This is a genomic window from Pseudomonas sp. IT-P2, from assembly GCF_949767575.1.
GTDB classification, from domain to species: domain Bacteria; phylum Pseudomonadota; class Gammaproteobacteria; order Pseudomonadales; family Pseudomonadaceae; genus Aquipseudomonas; species Aquipseudomonas pharyngis.
The window spans coordinates 457304-472005 of record NZ_CATKQA010000044.1 but is presented as its reverse complement, the minus strand read 5'-3'; the positions used below and the strand labels follow the sequence as shown (position 1 = coordinate 472005).

Below are 14702 nucleotides of genomic sequence, written 5' to 3'. Positions count from 1 at the left end.
CATGGCCGTCAAGAAACGAGGTCTCGGACGAGGACTGGATGCGCTGTTGAGCGGTCCGACTGTCAGCTCGCTGGAAGAACAAGCGGCGCAGGCTGACAGCCGCGAGTTGCAGCACCTGCCGCTGGACCTGCTGCAGCGCGGCAAGTATCAGCCACGCCGGGACATGGATCCGCAGGCGCTGGAAGAGCTGGCGCAGTCGATCAAGGCCCAGGGCGTGATGCAGCCGATCGTGGTTCGCCCGATTGGTGGTGGTCGTTTTGAAATCATTGCCGGCGAGCGTCGCTGGCGCGCGAGTCAACAAGCCGGGCAGGAAACCATCCCGGCGATGGTGCGCGATGTGCCGGATGAAACGGCAATCGCCATTGCGCTGATCGAGAACATCCAGCGCGAAGACCTGAACCCGATCGAAGAGGCGGTAGCCCTGCAGCGCTTGCAGCAGGAATTCCAGCTCACTCAGCAACAGGTTGCCGAGGCTGTGGGTAAGTCCCGCGTCACCGTGGCCAACCTGTTGCGCCTGATTGCGCTGCCGGAAGTCATCAAGACCATGTTGTCCCATGGCGACCTGGAGATGGGTCATGCCCGTGCATTGCTCGGTCTGCCGGACAATCAGCAGGTGGAAGGGGCGCGACATGTTGTCGCACGCGGTCTTACCGTGCGCCAAACTGAGGCACTGGTTCGCCAATGGTTGAGTGGCAAACCGGAGCCGGTAGAGCCTGCCAAACCTGACCCGGATATCGCCCGCCTCGAACAGCGTCTGGCCGAGCGCCTGGGCTCTGCGGTGCAGATCCGCCACGGGAAGAAGGGCAAGGGTCAGCTGGTGATCGGATACAACTCCCTCGATGAGCTTCAAGGTGTGCTCGCACACATCCGCTGAAACAATTCCTCTTGTAGCGCGCAGTCGGAAATCACTACCTGACAGTTGAATAGGGGCAGAACCGCCCCTATACTCTGCGCGCATTTTGTCGGCACAAATTATGCCAAGTTATTGAATTTCGGCAGCCGACCATTGGAGAGCAATAGTGATGGAAACCCGCAAGCCAAACCGCCTGCCGTTCCATCGCCTGGCGGTTTTTCCGGTGTTAATGGCTCAATTTGTCATTTTGCTCATTGCCGCTTTGGCGCTCTGGCAATGGCACGGAGTCGTTGCCGGATACTCGGGACTTTGCGGAGGCCTGATAGCCTTGCTGCCCAATGTTTATTTCGCTCACAAGGCATTTCGGTTTTCCGGCGCCCGAGCAGCCCAGTCCATCGTCCGGTCTTTCTATGCCGGCGAGGCAGGCAAACTGATTTTGACGGCAGTGCTGTTTGCACTGGTGTTTGCAGGTGTGAAGCCACTGGCGCCGATCGCTGTATTCGGCGCCTTCGTGCTGACTCAGTCGGTCAGCTGGTTCGCTCCCCTGCTGATGAGAACAAGACTTTCGAGACCTTAGGGCGTTTGAGGCAACCATGGCAGAAACAACCGCTTCGGGCTATATCCAGCACCACTTGCAGAACCTGACCTTCGGTCAGCTACCCAACGGCGGCTGGGGCTTTGCCCACACCGCAGCAGAAGCCAAGGAAATGGGCTTCTGGGCTTTCCACGTCGATACCCTCGGCTGGTCGGTCGCGCTGGGTCTGATCTTCGTCATTCTTTTCCGCATGGCGGCCAAGAAGGCGACTTCCGGTCAGCCGGGTGCACTGCAGAACTTCGTTGAAGTCCTGGTCGAATTCGTCGATGGCAGCGTGAAAGACAGCTTCCATGGCCGTAGCCCGGTGATCGCACCGCTGGCACTGACCATCTTCGTCTGGGTGTTCCTGATGAACGCCGTCGACCTGGTACCGGTCGACTGGATTCCTCAGCTGGCCATCCTGATCTCCGGCGACCACCACATCCCGTTCCGCGCCGTGTCGACTACCGACCCGAACGCGACCCTGGGCATGGCGTTCTCGGTTTTCGCACTGATCATTTTCTATAGCATCAAGGTCAAGGGCATCGGCGGTTTCATCGGCGAACTGACCCTGCACCCGTTCGGCAGCAAGAACATCTTCGTTCAGGCCCTGCTGATCCCGGTGAACTTCCTGCTGGAATTCGTGACCCTGATCGCCAAACCGATCTCTCTGGCTCTGCGTCTGTTCGGCAACATGTATGCCGGCGAGCTGGTGTTCATCCTGATCGCTGTGATGTTCGGCAGCGGCCTGCTCTGGCTCAGCGGCCTGGGCGTTGTCCTGCAGTGGGCGTGGGCTGTGTTCCACATCCTGATCATCACCCTGCAGGCGTTCATCTTCATGATGCTGACCATCGTCTACCTGTCGATGGCGCACGAAGAAAACCATTAAGACCAGTCTCGACTAGTCTGATGTCCTTCCCGGTCAAACGGGAAGGGGCTCCTCACGGGGCACCATGAAACGATTTGTTTTACCGCTTTAATCTAAAAAACCTAAACCATACGACGTAAAAGTCGGGAGGAAAGATGGAAACTGTAGTTGGTCTAACCGCTATCGCTGTTGCACTGTTGATCGGCCTGGGCGCACTGGGTACCGCAATTGGTTTCGGCCTGCTGGGCGGCAAGTTCCTGGAAGGCGCAGCGCGTCAGCCAGAAATGGTTCCAATGCTGCAAGTTAAAATGTTCATCGTTGCCGGTCTGCTCGACGCCGTAACCATGATCGGTGTTGGTATCGCTCTGTTCTTCACCTTTGCGAACCCGTTCGTTGGTCAGATCGCTGGCTAATCATTCGGATCTCCGAGTGATTTGGTGTGATGGACAACGTAACTGCGAGGTGTTGGCGTGAACATTAATGCGACCCTGATTGGCCAGTCCGTTGCGTTCCTGATTTTTGTACTGTTCTGCATGAAGTTCGTATGGCCTCCGGTCATCGCAGCTCTGCACGAACGTCAAAAGAAGATCGCTGATGGTCTGGACGCTGCCAGCCGTGCAGCTCGCGACCTGGAGTTGGCCCAAGAGAAAGCGGGTCAGCAACTGCGCGAAGCGAAAGCTCAGGCAGCTGAAATCATCGAGCAAGCCAAGAAACGCGGTAACCAGATTGTCGAAGAGGCCGTTGAAAAGGCCCGCGTCGACGCTGACCGTGTGAAGGTTCAGGCTCAAGCCGAGATCGAACAGGAACTGAACAGTGTCAAAGACAAGCTGCGCGCCCAAGTGGGCTTGCTGGCTGTCGGCGGCGCCGAGAAGATCCTGGGTGCCACAATCGATCAAAACGCGCACGCAGAGCTGGTTAACCAACTGGCTGCTGAAATCTAAGCGAGGGCGATCATGGCAGAACTGACCACGTTGGCCCGACCTTACGCTAAGGCGGCCTTCGAGCACGCTCAGGCCCACCAGCAACTGGCCAATTGGTCAGCCATGCTCGGCCTGGCAGCAGCGGTGTCGCAAGACGACACCATGCAGCGCGTGCTCAAGGCCCCGCGACTGACGAGCGCAGAAAAGGCCGCCACGTTCATTGACGTGTGCGGCGACAAGTTTGATGCCAAGGCACAGAACTTCATCAATGTCGTTGCCGAAAACGACCGTCTCCCGCTTCTGCCGGAGATCGCCGCTCTTTTCGACCTGTACAAGGCCGAGCAAGAGAAATCGGTAGACGTTGAAGTGACCAGTGCTTTTGCATTGAACCAAGAACAGCAAGACAAACTCGCCAAGGTTCTCAGTGCACGACTCAACCGGGAAGTGCGCCTGCAAGTCGAGGAAGACAGCTCCCTTATCGGGGGTGTGGTCATCCGCGCCGGCGACCTGGTTATCGATGGCTCGATTCGCGGCAAAATCGCGAAACTTGCCGAAGCATTGAAATCTTGAGTTTGAAGGGGCAGCAGAGCAATGCAGCAACTCAATCCTTCCGAAATAAGTGAAATTATCAAGGGCCGCATCGAAAAGCTCGATGTGACCTCCCAAGCCCGTAACGAAGGCACTGTCGTCAGCGTATCTGACGGTATCGTGCGGATTCACGGTCTGGCCGACGTCATGTACGGCGAGATGATCGAGTTTCCGGGCGGCGTCTACGGTATGGCCCTCAACCTGGAGCAAGACTCCGTAGGTGCCGTTGTACTGGGCGCGTACACCAGTCTGGCTGAAGGCATGAGCGCCAAGTGCACCGGCCGCATCCTCGAAGTTCCGGTTGGTAAGGAACTGCTGGGTCGCGTTGTCGACGCACTGGGTAACCCTGTTGACGGCAAAGGTCCACTGGGCAACACCGAGACCGACGCGGTCGAGAAAGTTGCTCCGGGCGTGATCTGGCGTAAGTCGGTAGACCAGCCTGTACAGACTGGCTACAAGGCTGTCGATGCCATGATCCCTGTCGGCCGTGGCCAGCGTGAGCTGATCATCGGTGACCGTCAGATCGGTAAAACCGCTCTGGCGATCGACGCGATCATCAACCAGAAAGACAGCGGCATTTTCTGCGTCTACGTGGCAATCGGTCAGAAGCAATCGACCATCGCCAACGTGGTTCGCAAGCTGGAAGAAAACGGTGCACTGGCTAACACCATCATCGTTGCAGCGAGCGCCTCGGAATCTGCAGCACTGCAATTCCTGGCTCCGTACTCCGGTTGCACCATGGGTGAATTCTTCCGCGACCGCGGTGAAGACGCGCTGATCGTCTATGACGATCTGTCCAAGCAAGCAGTGGCTTACCGCCAGATTTCCCTGCTGCTGCGCCGTCCACCAGGCCGTGAAGCTTACCCAGGCGACGTGTTCTATCTCCACTCCCGTCTGCTGGAGCGTGCATCCCGCGTTTCGGAAGAGTACGTAGAGAAGTTCACCAACGGCGCAGTGACCGGCAAAACCGGTTCCCTGACCGCACTGCCGATCATCGAAACCCAGGCTGGCGACGTTTCCGCGTTCGTTCCGACCAACGTGATTTCCATCACCGACGGTCAGATCTTCCTGGAATCGGCCATGTTCAACTCGGGCATCCGCCCTGCAGTGAACGCCGGTGTTTCGGTATCCCGTGTGGGTGGTGCCGCTCAGACCAAGATCATCAAGAAGCTGTCCGGTGGTATCCGTACCGCTCTGGCTCAGTACCGTGAACTGGCGGCATTCGCCCAGTTCGCTTCTGACCTGGACGAAGCGACCCGCAAGCAACTTGAGCATGGTCAGCGCGTTACCGAGCTGATGAAGCAGAAGCAATACGCGCCAATGTCGATCGCCGACATGTCGCTGTCGCTGTATGCCGCTGAGCGTGGGTTCCTGACTGACATTGAAATCGCCAAGATTGGCAGCTTCGAACAAGCGCTGATTGCTTTCTTCAACCGCGATCACGCCGATTTGATGGCGAAGATCAACGTTAAAGGTGACTTCAATGACGAAATCGACGCTGGCCTGAAGGCTGGTATCGAGAAGTTCAAGGCCACCCAAACCTGGTAAGCCGCAGCGGGAGCCGCAAGGCTCCCGCTTGCTAACCTGATAGGTGTTACATGGCAGGCGCAAAAGAGATTCGCAGTAAGATTGCGAGCATCAAAAGCACGCAAAAAATTACCAGCGCCATGGAAAAAGTGGCGGTCAGCAAAATGCGCAAGGCACAAATGCGCATGGCTGCTAGCCGTCCTTATGCGGAGCGTATCCGCCAGGTAATTGGGCATCTGGCCAACGCCAACCCGGAATACCGCCACCCGTTCATGATCGATCGCGAAGTAAAGCGCGTCGGTTATGTCGTGGTGAGCAGTGACCGTGGTCTGTGCGGCGGCTTGAACACCAACCTGTTCAAGGCCCTGGTCAAGGACATGGCGGTAAACCGCGAAAACGGCGTCGAGATCGATCTGTGTGTCGTTGGTAGCAAGGGTGCGGCCTTTTTCCGCAACTTCGGCGGTAACGTCGTTGCAGCTATCAGCCACCTGGGTGAAGAGCCGTCGATCAATGATCTGATCGGCAGCGTCAAGGTGATGCTGGATGCCTACCTGGACGGCCGTATCGACCGCCTGTCCGTGGTATCCAACAAGTTCATCAACACCATGACGCAACAGCCTACCGTGGAGCAGTTGATTCCATTGGTGGCGACCCCGGATCAAGAACTCAAGCACCACTGGGACTACCTCTACGAACCAGACGCCAAAGAGCTGCTTGACGGCTTGATGGTGCGTTACGTGGAGTCGCAGGTGTACCAGGCGGTGGTCGAGAACAACGCGGCTGAACAGGCTGCGCGGATGATCGCGATGAAGAACGCTACCGACAACGCCGGTGATTTGATCAGCGATTTGCAGCTGATCTACAACAAGGCGCGTCAGGCTGCGATCACCCAAGAGATCTCGGAAATCGTCGGCGGCGCTGCCGCGGTTTAACGGTTCAAATATTCAGAGGATCCAGCTATGAGTAGCGGACGTATCGTTCAAATCATCGGCGCCGTTATCGACGTGGAATTTCCACGCGACAGCGTACCGAGCATCTACGACGCCTTGAAGGTTCAAGGCGCCGAAACCACTCTGGAAGTTCAGCAGCAGCTGGGCGACGGCGTGGTTCGTACCATTGCGATGGGCTCCACCGAAGGCTTGAAGCGCGGTCTGGACGTCAACAACACTGGCGCAGCCATCTCCGTACCGGTCGGTAAAGCGACTCTGGGCCGGATCATGGACGTACTGGGCAACCCGATCGACGAAGCTGGCCCGATCGGCGAAGAAGAGCGCTGGGGTATCCACCGCGCCGCTCCTTCCTTCGCTGAACAGGCCGGTGGCAACGAGCTGCTGGAAACTGGCATCAAGGTTATCGACCTGGTTTGCCCGTTCGCCAAGGGCGGTAAAGTCGGTCTGTTCGGTGGTGCCGGTGTAGGCAAGACCGTAAACATGATGGAACTGATCCGTAACATCGCCATCGAGCACAGCGGTTATTCCGTGTTCGCCGGTGTGGGTGAGCGTACTCGTGAGGGTAACGACTTCTACCACGAGATGAAGGACTCCAACGTTCTCGACAAGGTAGCCCTGGTCTACGGTCAGATGAACGAGCCACCGGGAAACCGTCTGCGCGTAGCGCTGACCGGTCTGACCATGGCCGAGAAGTTCCGTGACGAAGGTAACGACGTTCTGCTGTTCGTCGACAACATCTATCGTTACACCCTGGCCGGTACCGAAGTATCCGCACTGCTGGGCCGTATGCCTTCTGCAGTAGGTTACCAGCCGACCCTGGCTGAAGAGATGGGCGTGCTGCAAGAGCGCATCACTTCGACCAAGCAAGGTTCGATTACTTCGATCCAGGCCGTATACGTACCAGCGGACGACTTGACTGACCCGTCGCCAGCGACCACGTTTGCTCACCTGGACGCCACCGTCGTTCTGTCCCGTGACATCGCTTCCCTGGGTATCTACCCGGCGGTAGACCCACTGGACTCGACTTCGCGTCAGCTGGACCCGAACGTGATCGGCAACGATCACTACGAGACCGCTCGTGGTGTTCAGTACGTGCTGCAGCGTTACAAAGAGCTGAAGGACATCATCGCGATCCTGGGTATGGACGAGCTGTCGGAAGCCGACAAGCAGTTGGTAAACCGTGCTCGTAAGATCCAGCGCTTCTTGTCGCAGCCGTTCTTCGTGGCTGAAGTCTTCACCGGTGCTTCGGGTAAATACGTTTCCCTGAAAGACACCATTGCTGGCTTCAAAGGCATCCTCAACGGTGACTACGACCACCTGCCAGAACAAGCGTTCTACATGGTCGGCGGCATCGAAGAAGCGATCGAGAAAGCCAAGAAACTGTAATCCAGGCGCCCGGCAACGGGCGCTAATTTAGGTTGAGGCAATCAGATGGCTATGACAGTCCATTGCGACATCGTCAGCGCGGAAGGAGAAATCTTTTCCGGCCTGGTCGAGATGGTGATTGCGCACGGTGCTCTGGGTGATCTTGGTATCGCTCTGGGCCACGCGCCGCTGATCACTAATCTGAAGCCAGGTCCGATCCGCCTGATCAAGCAAGGCGGGGAAGCCGAGGTGTTCTACATCTCCGGTGGTTTCCTCGAGGTTCAGCCGAACATGGTCAAGGTGCTTGCCGATACCGTGCAACGTGCCGCCGACCTGGATGAAGCTCAGGCTCAAGCAGCTCTCAAGGCTGCCGAAGCTGCTCTGCATGAGAAGAGCGCAGATTTCGACTACGGAGCTGCGTCCGCACGTCTGGCCGAGGCTGCAGCTCAGCTGCGCACCGTCCAGCAGATCCGCAAGAAGTTTGGCGGTTAATCCGTCAGCCACTTGTTGTGCGATTGATAAAAAAGGGTAGCCTCGGCTACCCTTTTTTCTTTTCAGAATTCCCGAAACCCGGTCGCAGTTGCTGACCACCCAGGATTGGTAGCCAGTCATGTCTCTTGAAATCGTTATCCTCGCGGCCGGTCAAGGCACCCGCATGCGTTCCGCGCTGCCAAAAGTGCTGCATCCGATTGCCGGCGATTCCATGCTTGGCCATGTTATCCACAGCGCCCGTCAACTTGATCCACAGCGCATTCATGTCGTCATCGGCCACGGCGCCGATGTAGTGCGCGAGCGTCTGGCCGCTGACGATCTGAATTTCGTATTGCAGGACAAGCAGCTGGGCACCGGCCACGCCACGGCCCAGGCTGTTCCTTTCATCACCGCCGATACCGTACTGATTCTCTACGGCGATGTGCCGTTGATCGAAGTCGAGACCCTGCAACGTCTGCTCAAGCACGTTGTACCCGGGCAGATGGGCTTGCTCACCGTCGAGCTGGACGATCCGACCGGTTATGGCCGCATCGTGCGCGATGCCGACGGCAAGGTTGCCGCCATCGTCGAACACAAGGACGCCAGCGAAGCGCAACGGGCGATCACTGAAGGCAACACCGGCATCCTGGCAGTGCCGGCCAATCGTCTGGCGGACTGGATGAGTCGCCTGTCGAACAACAACGCTCAGGGCGAGTACTACCTGACCGACGTGATCGAGATGGCGGTCAGCGATGGCCTGACCGTCGCCACCGAACAACCTCACGATCCGATGGAAGTGCAGGGCGCCAATGATCGCAAACAGCTCTCCGAGCTGGAGCGTCATTACCAGCTGCGCGCCGGTCGTCGCCTGATGGCTCAGGGTGTCACCCTGCGCGATCCGGCCCGTTTCGATGTGCGAGGCGAAGTGACCGTCGGTCGCGATGTGCTGATCGACATCAACGTGATTCTCGAAGGCAAGGTTGTCATAGAGGACGATGTGATCATCGGCCCGAACTGCGTGATCAAGGACAGCACCCTGCGCAAAGGCGTGGTGGTCAAGGCCAACAGCCATATCGAAGGCGCGGTGCTGGGCGAAGGCAGCGATGCCGGCCCGTTTGCCCGTCTGCGTCCGGGCACTGTGCTGGAGGCCCGCGCCCATGTGGGTAACTTCGTCGAACTGAAAAACGCGCGCATGGGCGAGGGCGCCAAGGCCGGGCACCTGACTTACCTGGGCGATGCCGAGATCGGTGCACGCACCAACATCGGCGCCGGCACCATCACTTGCAACTACGATGGCGCCAACAAGTGGAAAACCGTGTTGGGCGAGGATGTGTTCATCGGTTCCAACAACTCGCTGGTGGCGCCTGTGGATATCTCTGCCGGTGCAACTACTGCAGCCGGCTCGACCATCACTCAGAATGTGGATAACGCGCAATTGGCTGTTGGCCGGGCGCGGCAGAAGAACATCGATGGCTGGAAGCGGCCTGAGAAGATCAAGAAGAGCTGAGTTATCTACAATGCTCAAATTAAAAAAGACCGCTGCCAGCGGTCTTTTTTTGGGCACCGACTTGACGATTCGCAGCTGATAGGTTTTGATTGCTTCCGTTATCTTTCGAATCGAAACTTAATTAGCCATGTCGAAACGCAACACACCTCAGCGCCGTCACAACATTCTGTCTTTACTCAATGAGCAGGGCGAAGTGAGTGTGGATGAACTGGCCAAGCGCTTCGAAACTTCGGAAGTTACGATTCGCAAGGATCTCGCCGCCCTGGAAAGTCATGGCTTGCTGCTGCGTCGCTATGGTGGCGCGATCACCATGCCCCAGGAACTGGTGGCGGACGTCAGTCAAAACGTTTCCAAATACAAACAGGCGATTGCCCGCGCCGCCGTCACACGCATCCGCGAGCACGCCCGCATCATCATCGACAGCGGCAGCACCACCGCCGCGATGATTCCCGAACTCGGCCAGCAGCCAGGCCTGGTGGTCATGACCAACTCCCTGCACGTGGCCAACGCCCTGAGTGAACTCGAGCACGAGCCTGTGCTGCTGATGACCGGTGGCACCTGGGATCCGCACTCGGAATCCTTTCAGGGCCAGGTCGCCGAGCAGGTACTACGCTCTTACGACTTCGACCAGTTGTTTATCGGTGCCGATGGCATCGACCTGGTGCGTGGCACCACCACCTTCAATGAATTGCTCGGCCTCAGCCGGGTGATGGCGGAAGTGGCGCGGGAAGTGATCGTGATGGTCGAGGCCGACAAGATCGGCCGCAAGATTCCGAACCTGGAGCTGCCATGGAGCAGCGTCCATACCCTAATTACCGATGATCGCCTGCCCCTGGATGCGCGCGATCAGATTCAGGCTCGCGGTATCAACTTGATTTGCGCGACTGTCAGTCAGGAGAAATAAGCATGTGTGGAATTGTCGGCGCGGTAGCTGAACGTAATATCACCGCCATTCTGGTCGAAGGCCTCAAACGCCTCGAATACAGGGGCTATGACAGTGCCGGTGTTGCGGTGTACACCAATGACGGCGCTCTGGAACGCACTCGTCGTGTCGGCAAAGTCAGCGAACTCGACGCGGCGCTGGCCGAACATCCGCTGGTTGGCCGTCTCGGTATTGCCCACACCCGCTGGGCCACCCATGGTGCGCCGAGCGAGCGCAATGCTCACCCGCATTTCTCCGGTGACGTCGCTGTCGTGCACAACGGCATCATCGAAAACCATGAGGCGCTGCGTGAACAACTCAAGGCGCTGGGCTACGTGTTCAGTTCCGATACCGACACCGAAGTCATCGCTCACCTGCTGACTGAAAAACTCAAGACCTTACCGGACCTGTCGGACGCTCTGAAGGCTGCGGTCAAGGAGCTGCATGGCGCTTACGGTCTGGCGGTTATCCACGCAAAGCAACCGGATCGACTGGTTGCTGCTCGCAGCGGCAGCCCGCTGGTGATCGGTCTGGGCCTGGGCGAAAACTTCCTCGCTTCCGATCAACTGGCCCTGCGTCAGGTCACCGACCGTTTCATGTACCTGGAAGAGGGCGATATCGCCGAAATCCAGCGGGACAAGGTGCAGATCTGGGACGTGACCGGCAAAGCCGTCGAGCGCCAGACCGTGCAATACACGGATGGTGCGGAAGCCGCCGACAAAGGCGAGTTCCGTCATTACATGCTCAAGGAAATCCACGAGCAGCCGTCCGTGGTGCAGCGCACTCTGGAAGGCCGATTGAGTGCGAATCAGGTGCTGGTGCAGGCTTTCGGTCCACAAGCTGCTGAACTGTTCGCCAAAGTGCGCAACGTACAGATCGTGGCGTGTGGTACCAGCTATCACGCCGGCATGGTTGCCCGTTACTGGCTCGAAGAGCTGGCCGGGATTCCGTGCCAGGTCGAGGTCGCCAGTGAATTCCGCTACCGCAAGGTGGTGGTGCAGCCGGACACCCTGTTCGTCACCATCTCCCAGTCCGGCGAAACCGCCGACACCCTGGCCGCCCTGCGCAACGCCAAGGAACTGGGCTTCCTCGCCAGTCTGGCGATCTGCAACGTCGGCATCAGTTCGCTGGTGCGCGAATCCGACCTGACCCTGCTGACCCAGGCTGGTCGTGAAATCGGCGTGGCCTCGACCAAGGCCTTCACTACGCAACTGGTCGGTCTGCTGCTGCTGACCCTGTCTCTGGGCCAGGTGCGCGGTACATTGGGCAAAGGCGTTGAAGCCACGCTGGTCGAAGAACTGCGTCGTCTGCCAACTCGTCTGGGCGAAGCGCTGGCGATGGACAGCACGGTGGAAAAAATCGCAGAGCTGTTCGCCGAGAAGAACCACACCCTGTTCCTGGGCCGTGGCGCGCAATTTCCGGTGGCGATGGAAGGGGCCTTGAAGCTCAAGGAAATCTCATACATCCACGCCGAAGCCTATCCAGCTGGCGAGCTGAAACACGGCCCGCTGGCGCTTGTGGATAACGACATGCCGGTGGTGACCGTCGCGCCGAACAACGAACTGCTGGAGAAGCTGAAGTCCAACCTGCAGGAAGTCCGCGCCCGCGGTGGCGAACTGATCGTGTTCGCCGACGAAAAAGCCGGGATGACCAATGGCGAAGGCACACACGTGGTGCAGATGCCGCACATCCACGACATCCTGTCGCCGATCCTCTACACCATTCCGCTGCAACTACTGTCGTACTACGTTGCGGTGCTCAAGGGCACGGACGTGGATCAGCCGCGCAACCTGGCGAAATCGGTGACGGTGGAGTGATGGGCTGCACAAGAGCGCGAATTATTCGCGCTCTTGTGCAGAACACAGATACACCGCAGCAATTCCTACAGAAAATCCGGAAAAAAAATCCGCTAACTACACCCATTAATGAAATCTCCTACATTACTCAAGGCTAGGTAATTAAAGGCTTTGAGCGTAATCTTGAATTCGCAAAAAAATCCGCGATTCTGGAGGTTTGATGAGTGCTGAATCTGTCTTGGGAAACCATTGGCTCGAGCCGCTCATGCCTGTATTTCCCAGCGAAATATTGCAACTGGCCGAGCAAGTGCCCTTTCAGGCGGGAAAACTCAGCGCCATGGTTTCTCCCCCCATGCTGCAACGCGTCGGCGGCCTACTGCGTGTCACCAGCAGTTTTTACAGCAACCTGATAGAAGGCCAGTTCACGGAGCCAGTGACGCTTGCCCCGACAGCTCCAAAACGTCACCGCAAAGAGCTCACAGAGCTGGCTATGACGCACATCGGCACACAGCAGGCATTTGAACGAGCACTGACTATGCATAAGGACCTGTCATGGGAAACCCTGTTCAGTCCGGCATTCGTTACGCGCCTGCACAAGCGTCTTTTTCTCGGTGCTTGCGACGAGCAACTGAGCCTGAGTGACGGGAGTCAACTGGTGCCTGGTCAACTGCGGGATGTGGCGAGTCAGGAAGTGCTTGTCGGCAATCACGCGGCCCCCTCCTGCCAATCTGTATCGCCCATGCTTAACCGGATGCAGCAGGTATACGGTCGTTTGCCGGACGCTCGGAGTCGACTGCTTGCCGTCATGGCTTATCACCATCGATTGGCCTGGGTGCATCCTTTCGTTGACGGAAATGGACGAACAGTCAGGCTGGTGACGCATCTCCAGTTGCAGAAACTTGGGCTGGTTTCGCCGCTCTGGTCCTTATCCCGCGGGCTTGCTCGACAGCAGGCGTCCTATTACGCCCGGCTGGCCAACGCCGACAAGCCGCGTCGTGGGGATCTGGATGGTCGTGGTCAACTGACGCAGGCCGGTTTGTTCGAATTTGTCGGTTTCATGCTGGAAACCTGTCTCGACCAGATGCGTTATACAGAGCAGGCGTTGAACATCTCCAATATGCGCGAAAGGTTGCATACCATTTTTGCTTGGGACGAGCGGATCAAGCGAGAGGGAATCAAGCTGGAAACAGCCCGTGCTTTGCATGTTCTGCTGACGCAGGGCACGTTGAGCCGCGCGGATTTCAAAATCTTCACGGGATTGTCCGATCGGGTGGCAACGGATCAATTGAGAAGTCTCGTACAACTGGGTCTGGTTCAGAGTGCGACACCCAAGGCACGTGATCTCTATCCGGGTTTGCCGATCTGGTTTGCTCAACTGTTATTCCCTGACTTGCATCAGCGGATGAACGCCGCGGTTTAGGAGTTGAAAAGTGGATCGCTTCCAGGAAATGCAGGTTTTCGCCATCGTCGCCCAGGAACAGGGTTTTTCCGCTGCGGCGCGGCGTCTGGGTCTGTCGGCGGCGAGCGTGACCCGGGCGGTGGCGGCGCTGGAGCAGCGGATCGGCACGCAGTTGTTGATCCGTACCACCCGCAGCGTGCATTTGAGCGAAGCCGGTCTGCGTTTCCTGGAAGACTGTCGGAGGATTCTCGCCGAGATGCAGGAAGCGGAGGACTCCGCTGCCGGCAGTCATACCCAGCCCCGTGGGCAGTTGACGGTGACGGCGCCTGTTTTATTCGGCGAGCTGTTTGTCACGCCGGTGATGGCGCGTTATCTGACGCAATACCCGGACGTTTCCATCAACGCCCTGTTGCTCGACCGGGTAGTAAGCATGGTCGAGGAGGGCATCGACGTCGCGGTGCGCATCGGTGAGTTGCCGGACAGCAATCAGCATGCGATCCGTGTAGGTGAGGTACGACGGGTGATTTGCGGCTCGCCGGAATACTTCGCGGTCCATGGTCGGCCTGCCCATCCACAGGCATTGGCCGGGGCGCCGGTGGTGGCGACTTCGGCCATCGGCCAGCAGCGTAGCTGGCCATTTATGGAACACGGTGAACTCATCGGGGTAAAACCGGAACCGCGTCTGGTGGTCACGGCCAATCAGGCTGCAATCACGGCGGCGTCGCTGGGCCTGGGACTGACCCGGGTGCTGTCTTATCAGGTGGCCAGCAAGGTCGCCTCCGGCGAACTGGAAATCGTCCTCGCCGAGTTCGAACTGCCTGCGTTGCCGATCCATGTGGTGTATCAGGGCGGACGCAAGGCGCCGGCGCGGGTGCGCAGTTTTGTCGATTTCATGGTGAACGCATTGCGTGAGCATCCGGCGCTGAAAAACGCCGCGTTATTTCATCCAGAGAAATAATGGA

The 14702-nt window shown here is 58.1% G+C and carries 15 protein-coding genes; all 15 read left to right on the top strand.

Translation table 11 applies throughout. The features are described 5' to 3' along the window. Position 1 precedes the first annotated feature (1 nt). The 15 genes from ACM6JM_RS21550 to ACM6JM_RS21480 all read left to right on the top strand — a co-directional run bounded on the left by ACM6JM_RS21550 (position 2) and on the right by ACM6JM_RS21480 (position 14698). Positions 2-874, top strand: a complete 873-nt coding sequence (locus tag ACM6JM_RS21550; protein WP_011336720.1) for a ParB/RepB/Spo0J family partition protein — start codon at positions 2-4, stop codon at positions 872-874. A 148-nt stretch (positions 875-1022) separates the two neighbouring features. After that, positions 1023-1430 (top strand): F0F1 ATP synthase subunit I, encoded by a 408-nt coding sequence (locus ACM6JM_RS21545; RefSeq protein WP_003229783.1) that lies wholly within the window; start codon positions 1023-1025, stop codon positions 1428-1430. Between the two features lie 16 nt (positions 1431-1446). Beyond that, entirely contained in the window at positions 1447-2316 is an 870-nt protein-coding gene (atpB, locus tag ACM6JM_RS21540; RefSeq protein ID WP_039764981.1) for a F0F1 ATP synthase subunit A, read from the top strand. Between the two features lie 134 nt (positions 2317-2450). Next, on the top strand, positions 2451-2708 hold the full coding sequence (atpE, locus tag ACM6JM_RS21535) for a F0F1 ATP synthase subunit C (RefSeq protein WP_003097235.1): 258 nt from the start codon (positions 2451-2453) through the stop codon (positions 2706-2708). Between the two features lie 57 nt (positions 2709-2765). Then, entirely contained in the window at positions 2766-3236 is a 471-nt protein-coding gene (locus ACM6JM_RS21530) for a F0F1 ATP synthase subunit B (protein ID WP_007954149.1), read from the top strand. Between the two features lie 12 nt (positions 3237-3248). Then, positions 3249-3785: a F0F1 ATP synthase subunit delta gene (locus ACM6JM_RS21525; RefSeq protein ID WP_011336717.1), complete on the top strand. Its 537-nt coding sequence runs from the start codon at positions 3249-3251 to the stop codon at positions 3783-3785. Positions 3786-3806: 21 nt separating this feature from the next. Continuing rightward, positions 3807-5351, top strand: coding sequence for a F0F1 ATP synthase subunit alpha (atpA, locus tag ACM6JM_RS21520; protein WP_039764983.1), 1545 nt, complete (start codon positions 3807-3809; stop codon positions 5349-5351). Positions 5352-5401: 50 nt separating this feature from the next. Continuing rightward, positions 5402-6262 (top strand): F0F1 ATP synthase subunit gamma, encoded by an 861-nt coding sequence (gene atpG, locus ACM6JM_RS21515; RefSeq protein ID WP_007954161.1) that lies wholly within the window; start codon positions 5402-5404, stop codon positions 6260-6262. Positions 6263-6289: 27 nt separating this feature from the next. After that, complete coding sequence (gene atpD / locus ACM6JM_RS21510; RefSeq protein WP_007954162.1) at positions 6290-7666, top strand: F0F1 ATP synthase subunit beta; 1377 nt, start codon at positions 6290-6292, stop codon at positions 7664-7666. A gap of 45 nt (positions 7667-7711) precedes the next feature. Then, positions 7712-8137 (top strand): F0F1 ATP synthase subunit epsilon, encoded by a 426-nt coding sequence (locus ACM6JM_RS21505; protein WP_007954164.1) that lies wholly within the window; start codon positions 7712-7714, stop codon positions 8135-8137. Between the two features lie 118 nt (positions 8138-8255). Next, the gene (gene glmU / locus ACM6JM_RS21500) at positions 8256-9623 is read left to right on the top strand and encodes a bifunctional UDP-N-acetylglucosamine diphosphorylase/glucosamine-1-phosphate N-acetyltransferase GlmU (protein WP_085667305.1); all 1368 of its coding nucleotides are present in this window, start codon (positions 8256-8258) and stop codon (positions 9621-9623) included. A gap of 127 nt (positions 9624-9750) precedes the next feature. Further along, positions 9751-10527 carry a DeoR/GlpR family DNA-binding transcription regulator gene (locus ACM6JM_RS21495; RefSeq protein WP_039764989.1) on the top strand — a complete coding sequence of 259 codons (777 nt, stop codon included), beginning with the start codon at positions 9751-9753 and terminating at the stop codon, positions 10525-10527. Positions 10528-10529: 2 nt separating this feature from the next. Further along, complete coding sequence (glmS, locus tag ACM6JM_RS21490; RefSeq protein WP_103385809.1) at positions 10530-12362, top strand: glutamine--fructose-6-phosphate transaminase (isomerizing); 1833 nt, start codon at positions 10530-10532, stop codon at positions 12360-12362. Positions 12363-12561: 199 nt separating this feature from the next. After that, complete coding sequence (locus ACM6JM_RS21485; protein ID WP_239065528.1) at positions 12562-13761, top strand: Fic family protein; 1200 nt, start codon at positions 12562-12564, stop codon at positions 13759-13761. A gap of 10 nt (positions 13762-13771) precedes the next feature. After that, complete coding sequence (locus ACM6JM_RS21480; protein WP_085667306.1) at positions 13772-14698, top strand: LysR family transcriptional regulator; 927 nt, start codon at positions 13772-13774, stop codon at positions 14696-14698. Positions 14699-14702 lie beyond the last annotated feature (4 nt).

Bases quoted from the DNA above. Each gene is read 5' to 3' on its own strand.
- glmU (WP_085667305.1), top strand. From the start codon at position 8,256: ATGTCTCTTGAAATCGTTATCCTCGCGGCCGGTCAAGGCACCCGCATG.
- atpD (WP_007954162.1), top strand. From the start codon at position 6,290: ATGAGTAGCGGACGTATCGTTCAAATCATCGGCGCCGTTATCGACGTG.
- ACM6JM_RS21545 (WP_003229783.1), top strand. From the start codon at position 1,023: ATGGAAACCCGCAAGCCAAACCGCCTGCCGTTCCATCGCCTGGCGGTT.
- atpB (WP_039764981.1), top strand. From the start codon at position 1,447: ATGGCAGAAACAACCGCTTCGGGCTATATCCAGCACCACTTGCAGAAC.
- atpA (WP_039764983.1), top strand. From the start codon at position 3,807: ATGCAGCAACTCAATCCTTCCGAAATAAGTGAAATTATCAAGGGCCGC.
- glmS (WP_103385809.1), top strand. From the start codon at position 10,530: ATGTGTGGAATTGTCGGCGCGGTAGCTGAACGTAATATCACCGCCATT.
- ACM6JM_RS21495 (WP_039764989.1), top strand. From the start codon at position 9,751: ATGTCGAAACGCAACACACCTCAGCGCCGTCACAACATTCTGTCTTTA.
- atpG (WP_007954161.1), top strand. From the start codon at position 5,402: ATGGCAGGCGCAAAAGAGATTCGCAGTAAGATTGCGAGCATCAAAAGC.
- ACM6JM_RS21550 (WP_011336720.1), top strand. From the start codon at position 2: ATGGCCGTCAAGAAACGAGGTCTCGGACGAGGACTGGATGCGCTGTTG.
- ACM6JM_RS21485 (WP_239065528.1), top strand. From the start codon at position 12,562: ATGAGTGCTGAATCTGTCTTGGGAAACCATTGGCTCGAGCCGCTCATG.
- atpE (WP_003097235.1), top strand. From the start codon at position 2,451: ATGGAAACTGTAGTTGGTCTAACCGCTATCGCTGTTGCACTGTTGATC.
- ACM6JM_RS21505 (WP_007954164.1), top strand. From the start codon at position 7,712: ATGGCTATGACAGTCCATTGCGACATCGTCAGCGCGGAAGGAGAAATC.
- ACM6JM_RS21525 (WP_011336717.1), top strand. From the start codon at position 3,249: ATGGCAGAACTGACCACGTTGGCCCGACCTTACGCTAAGGCGGCCTTC.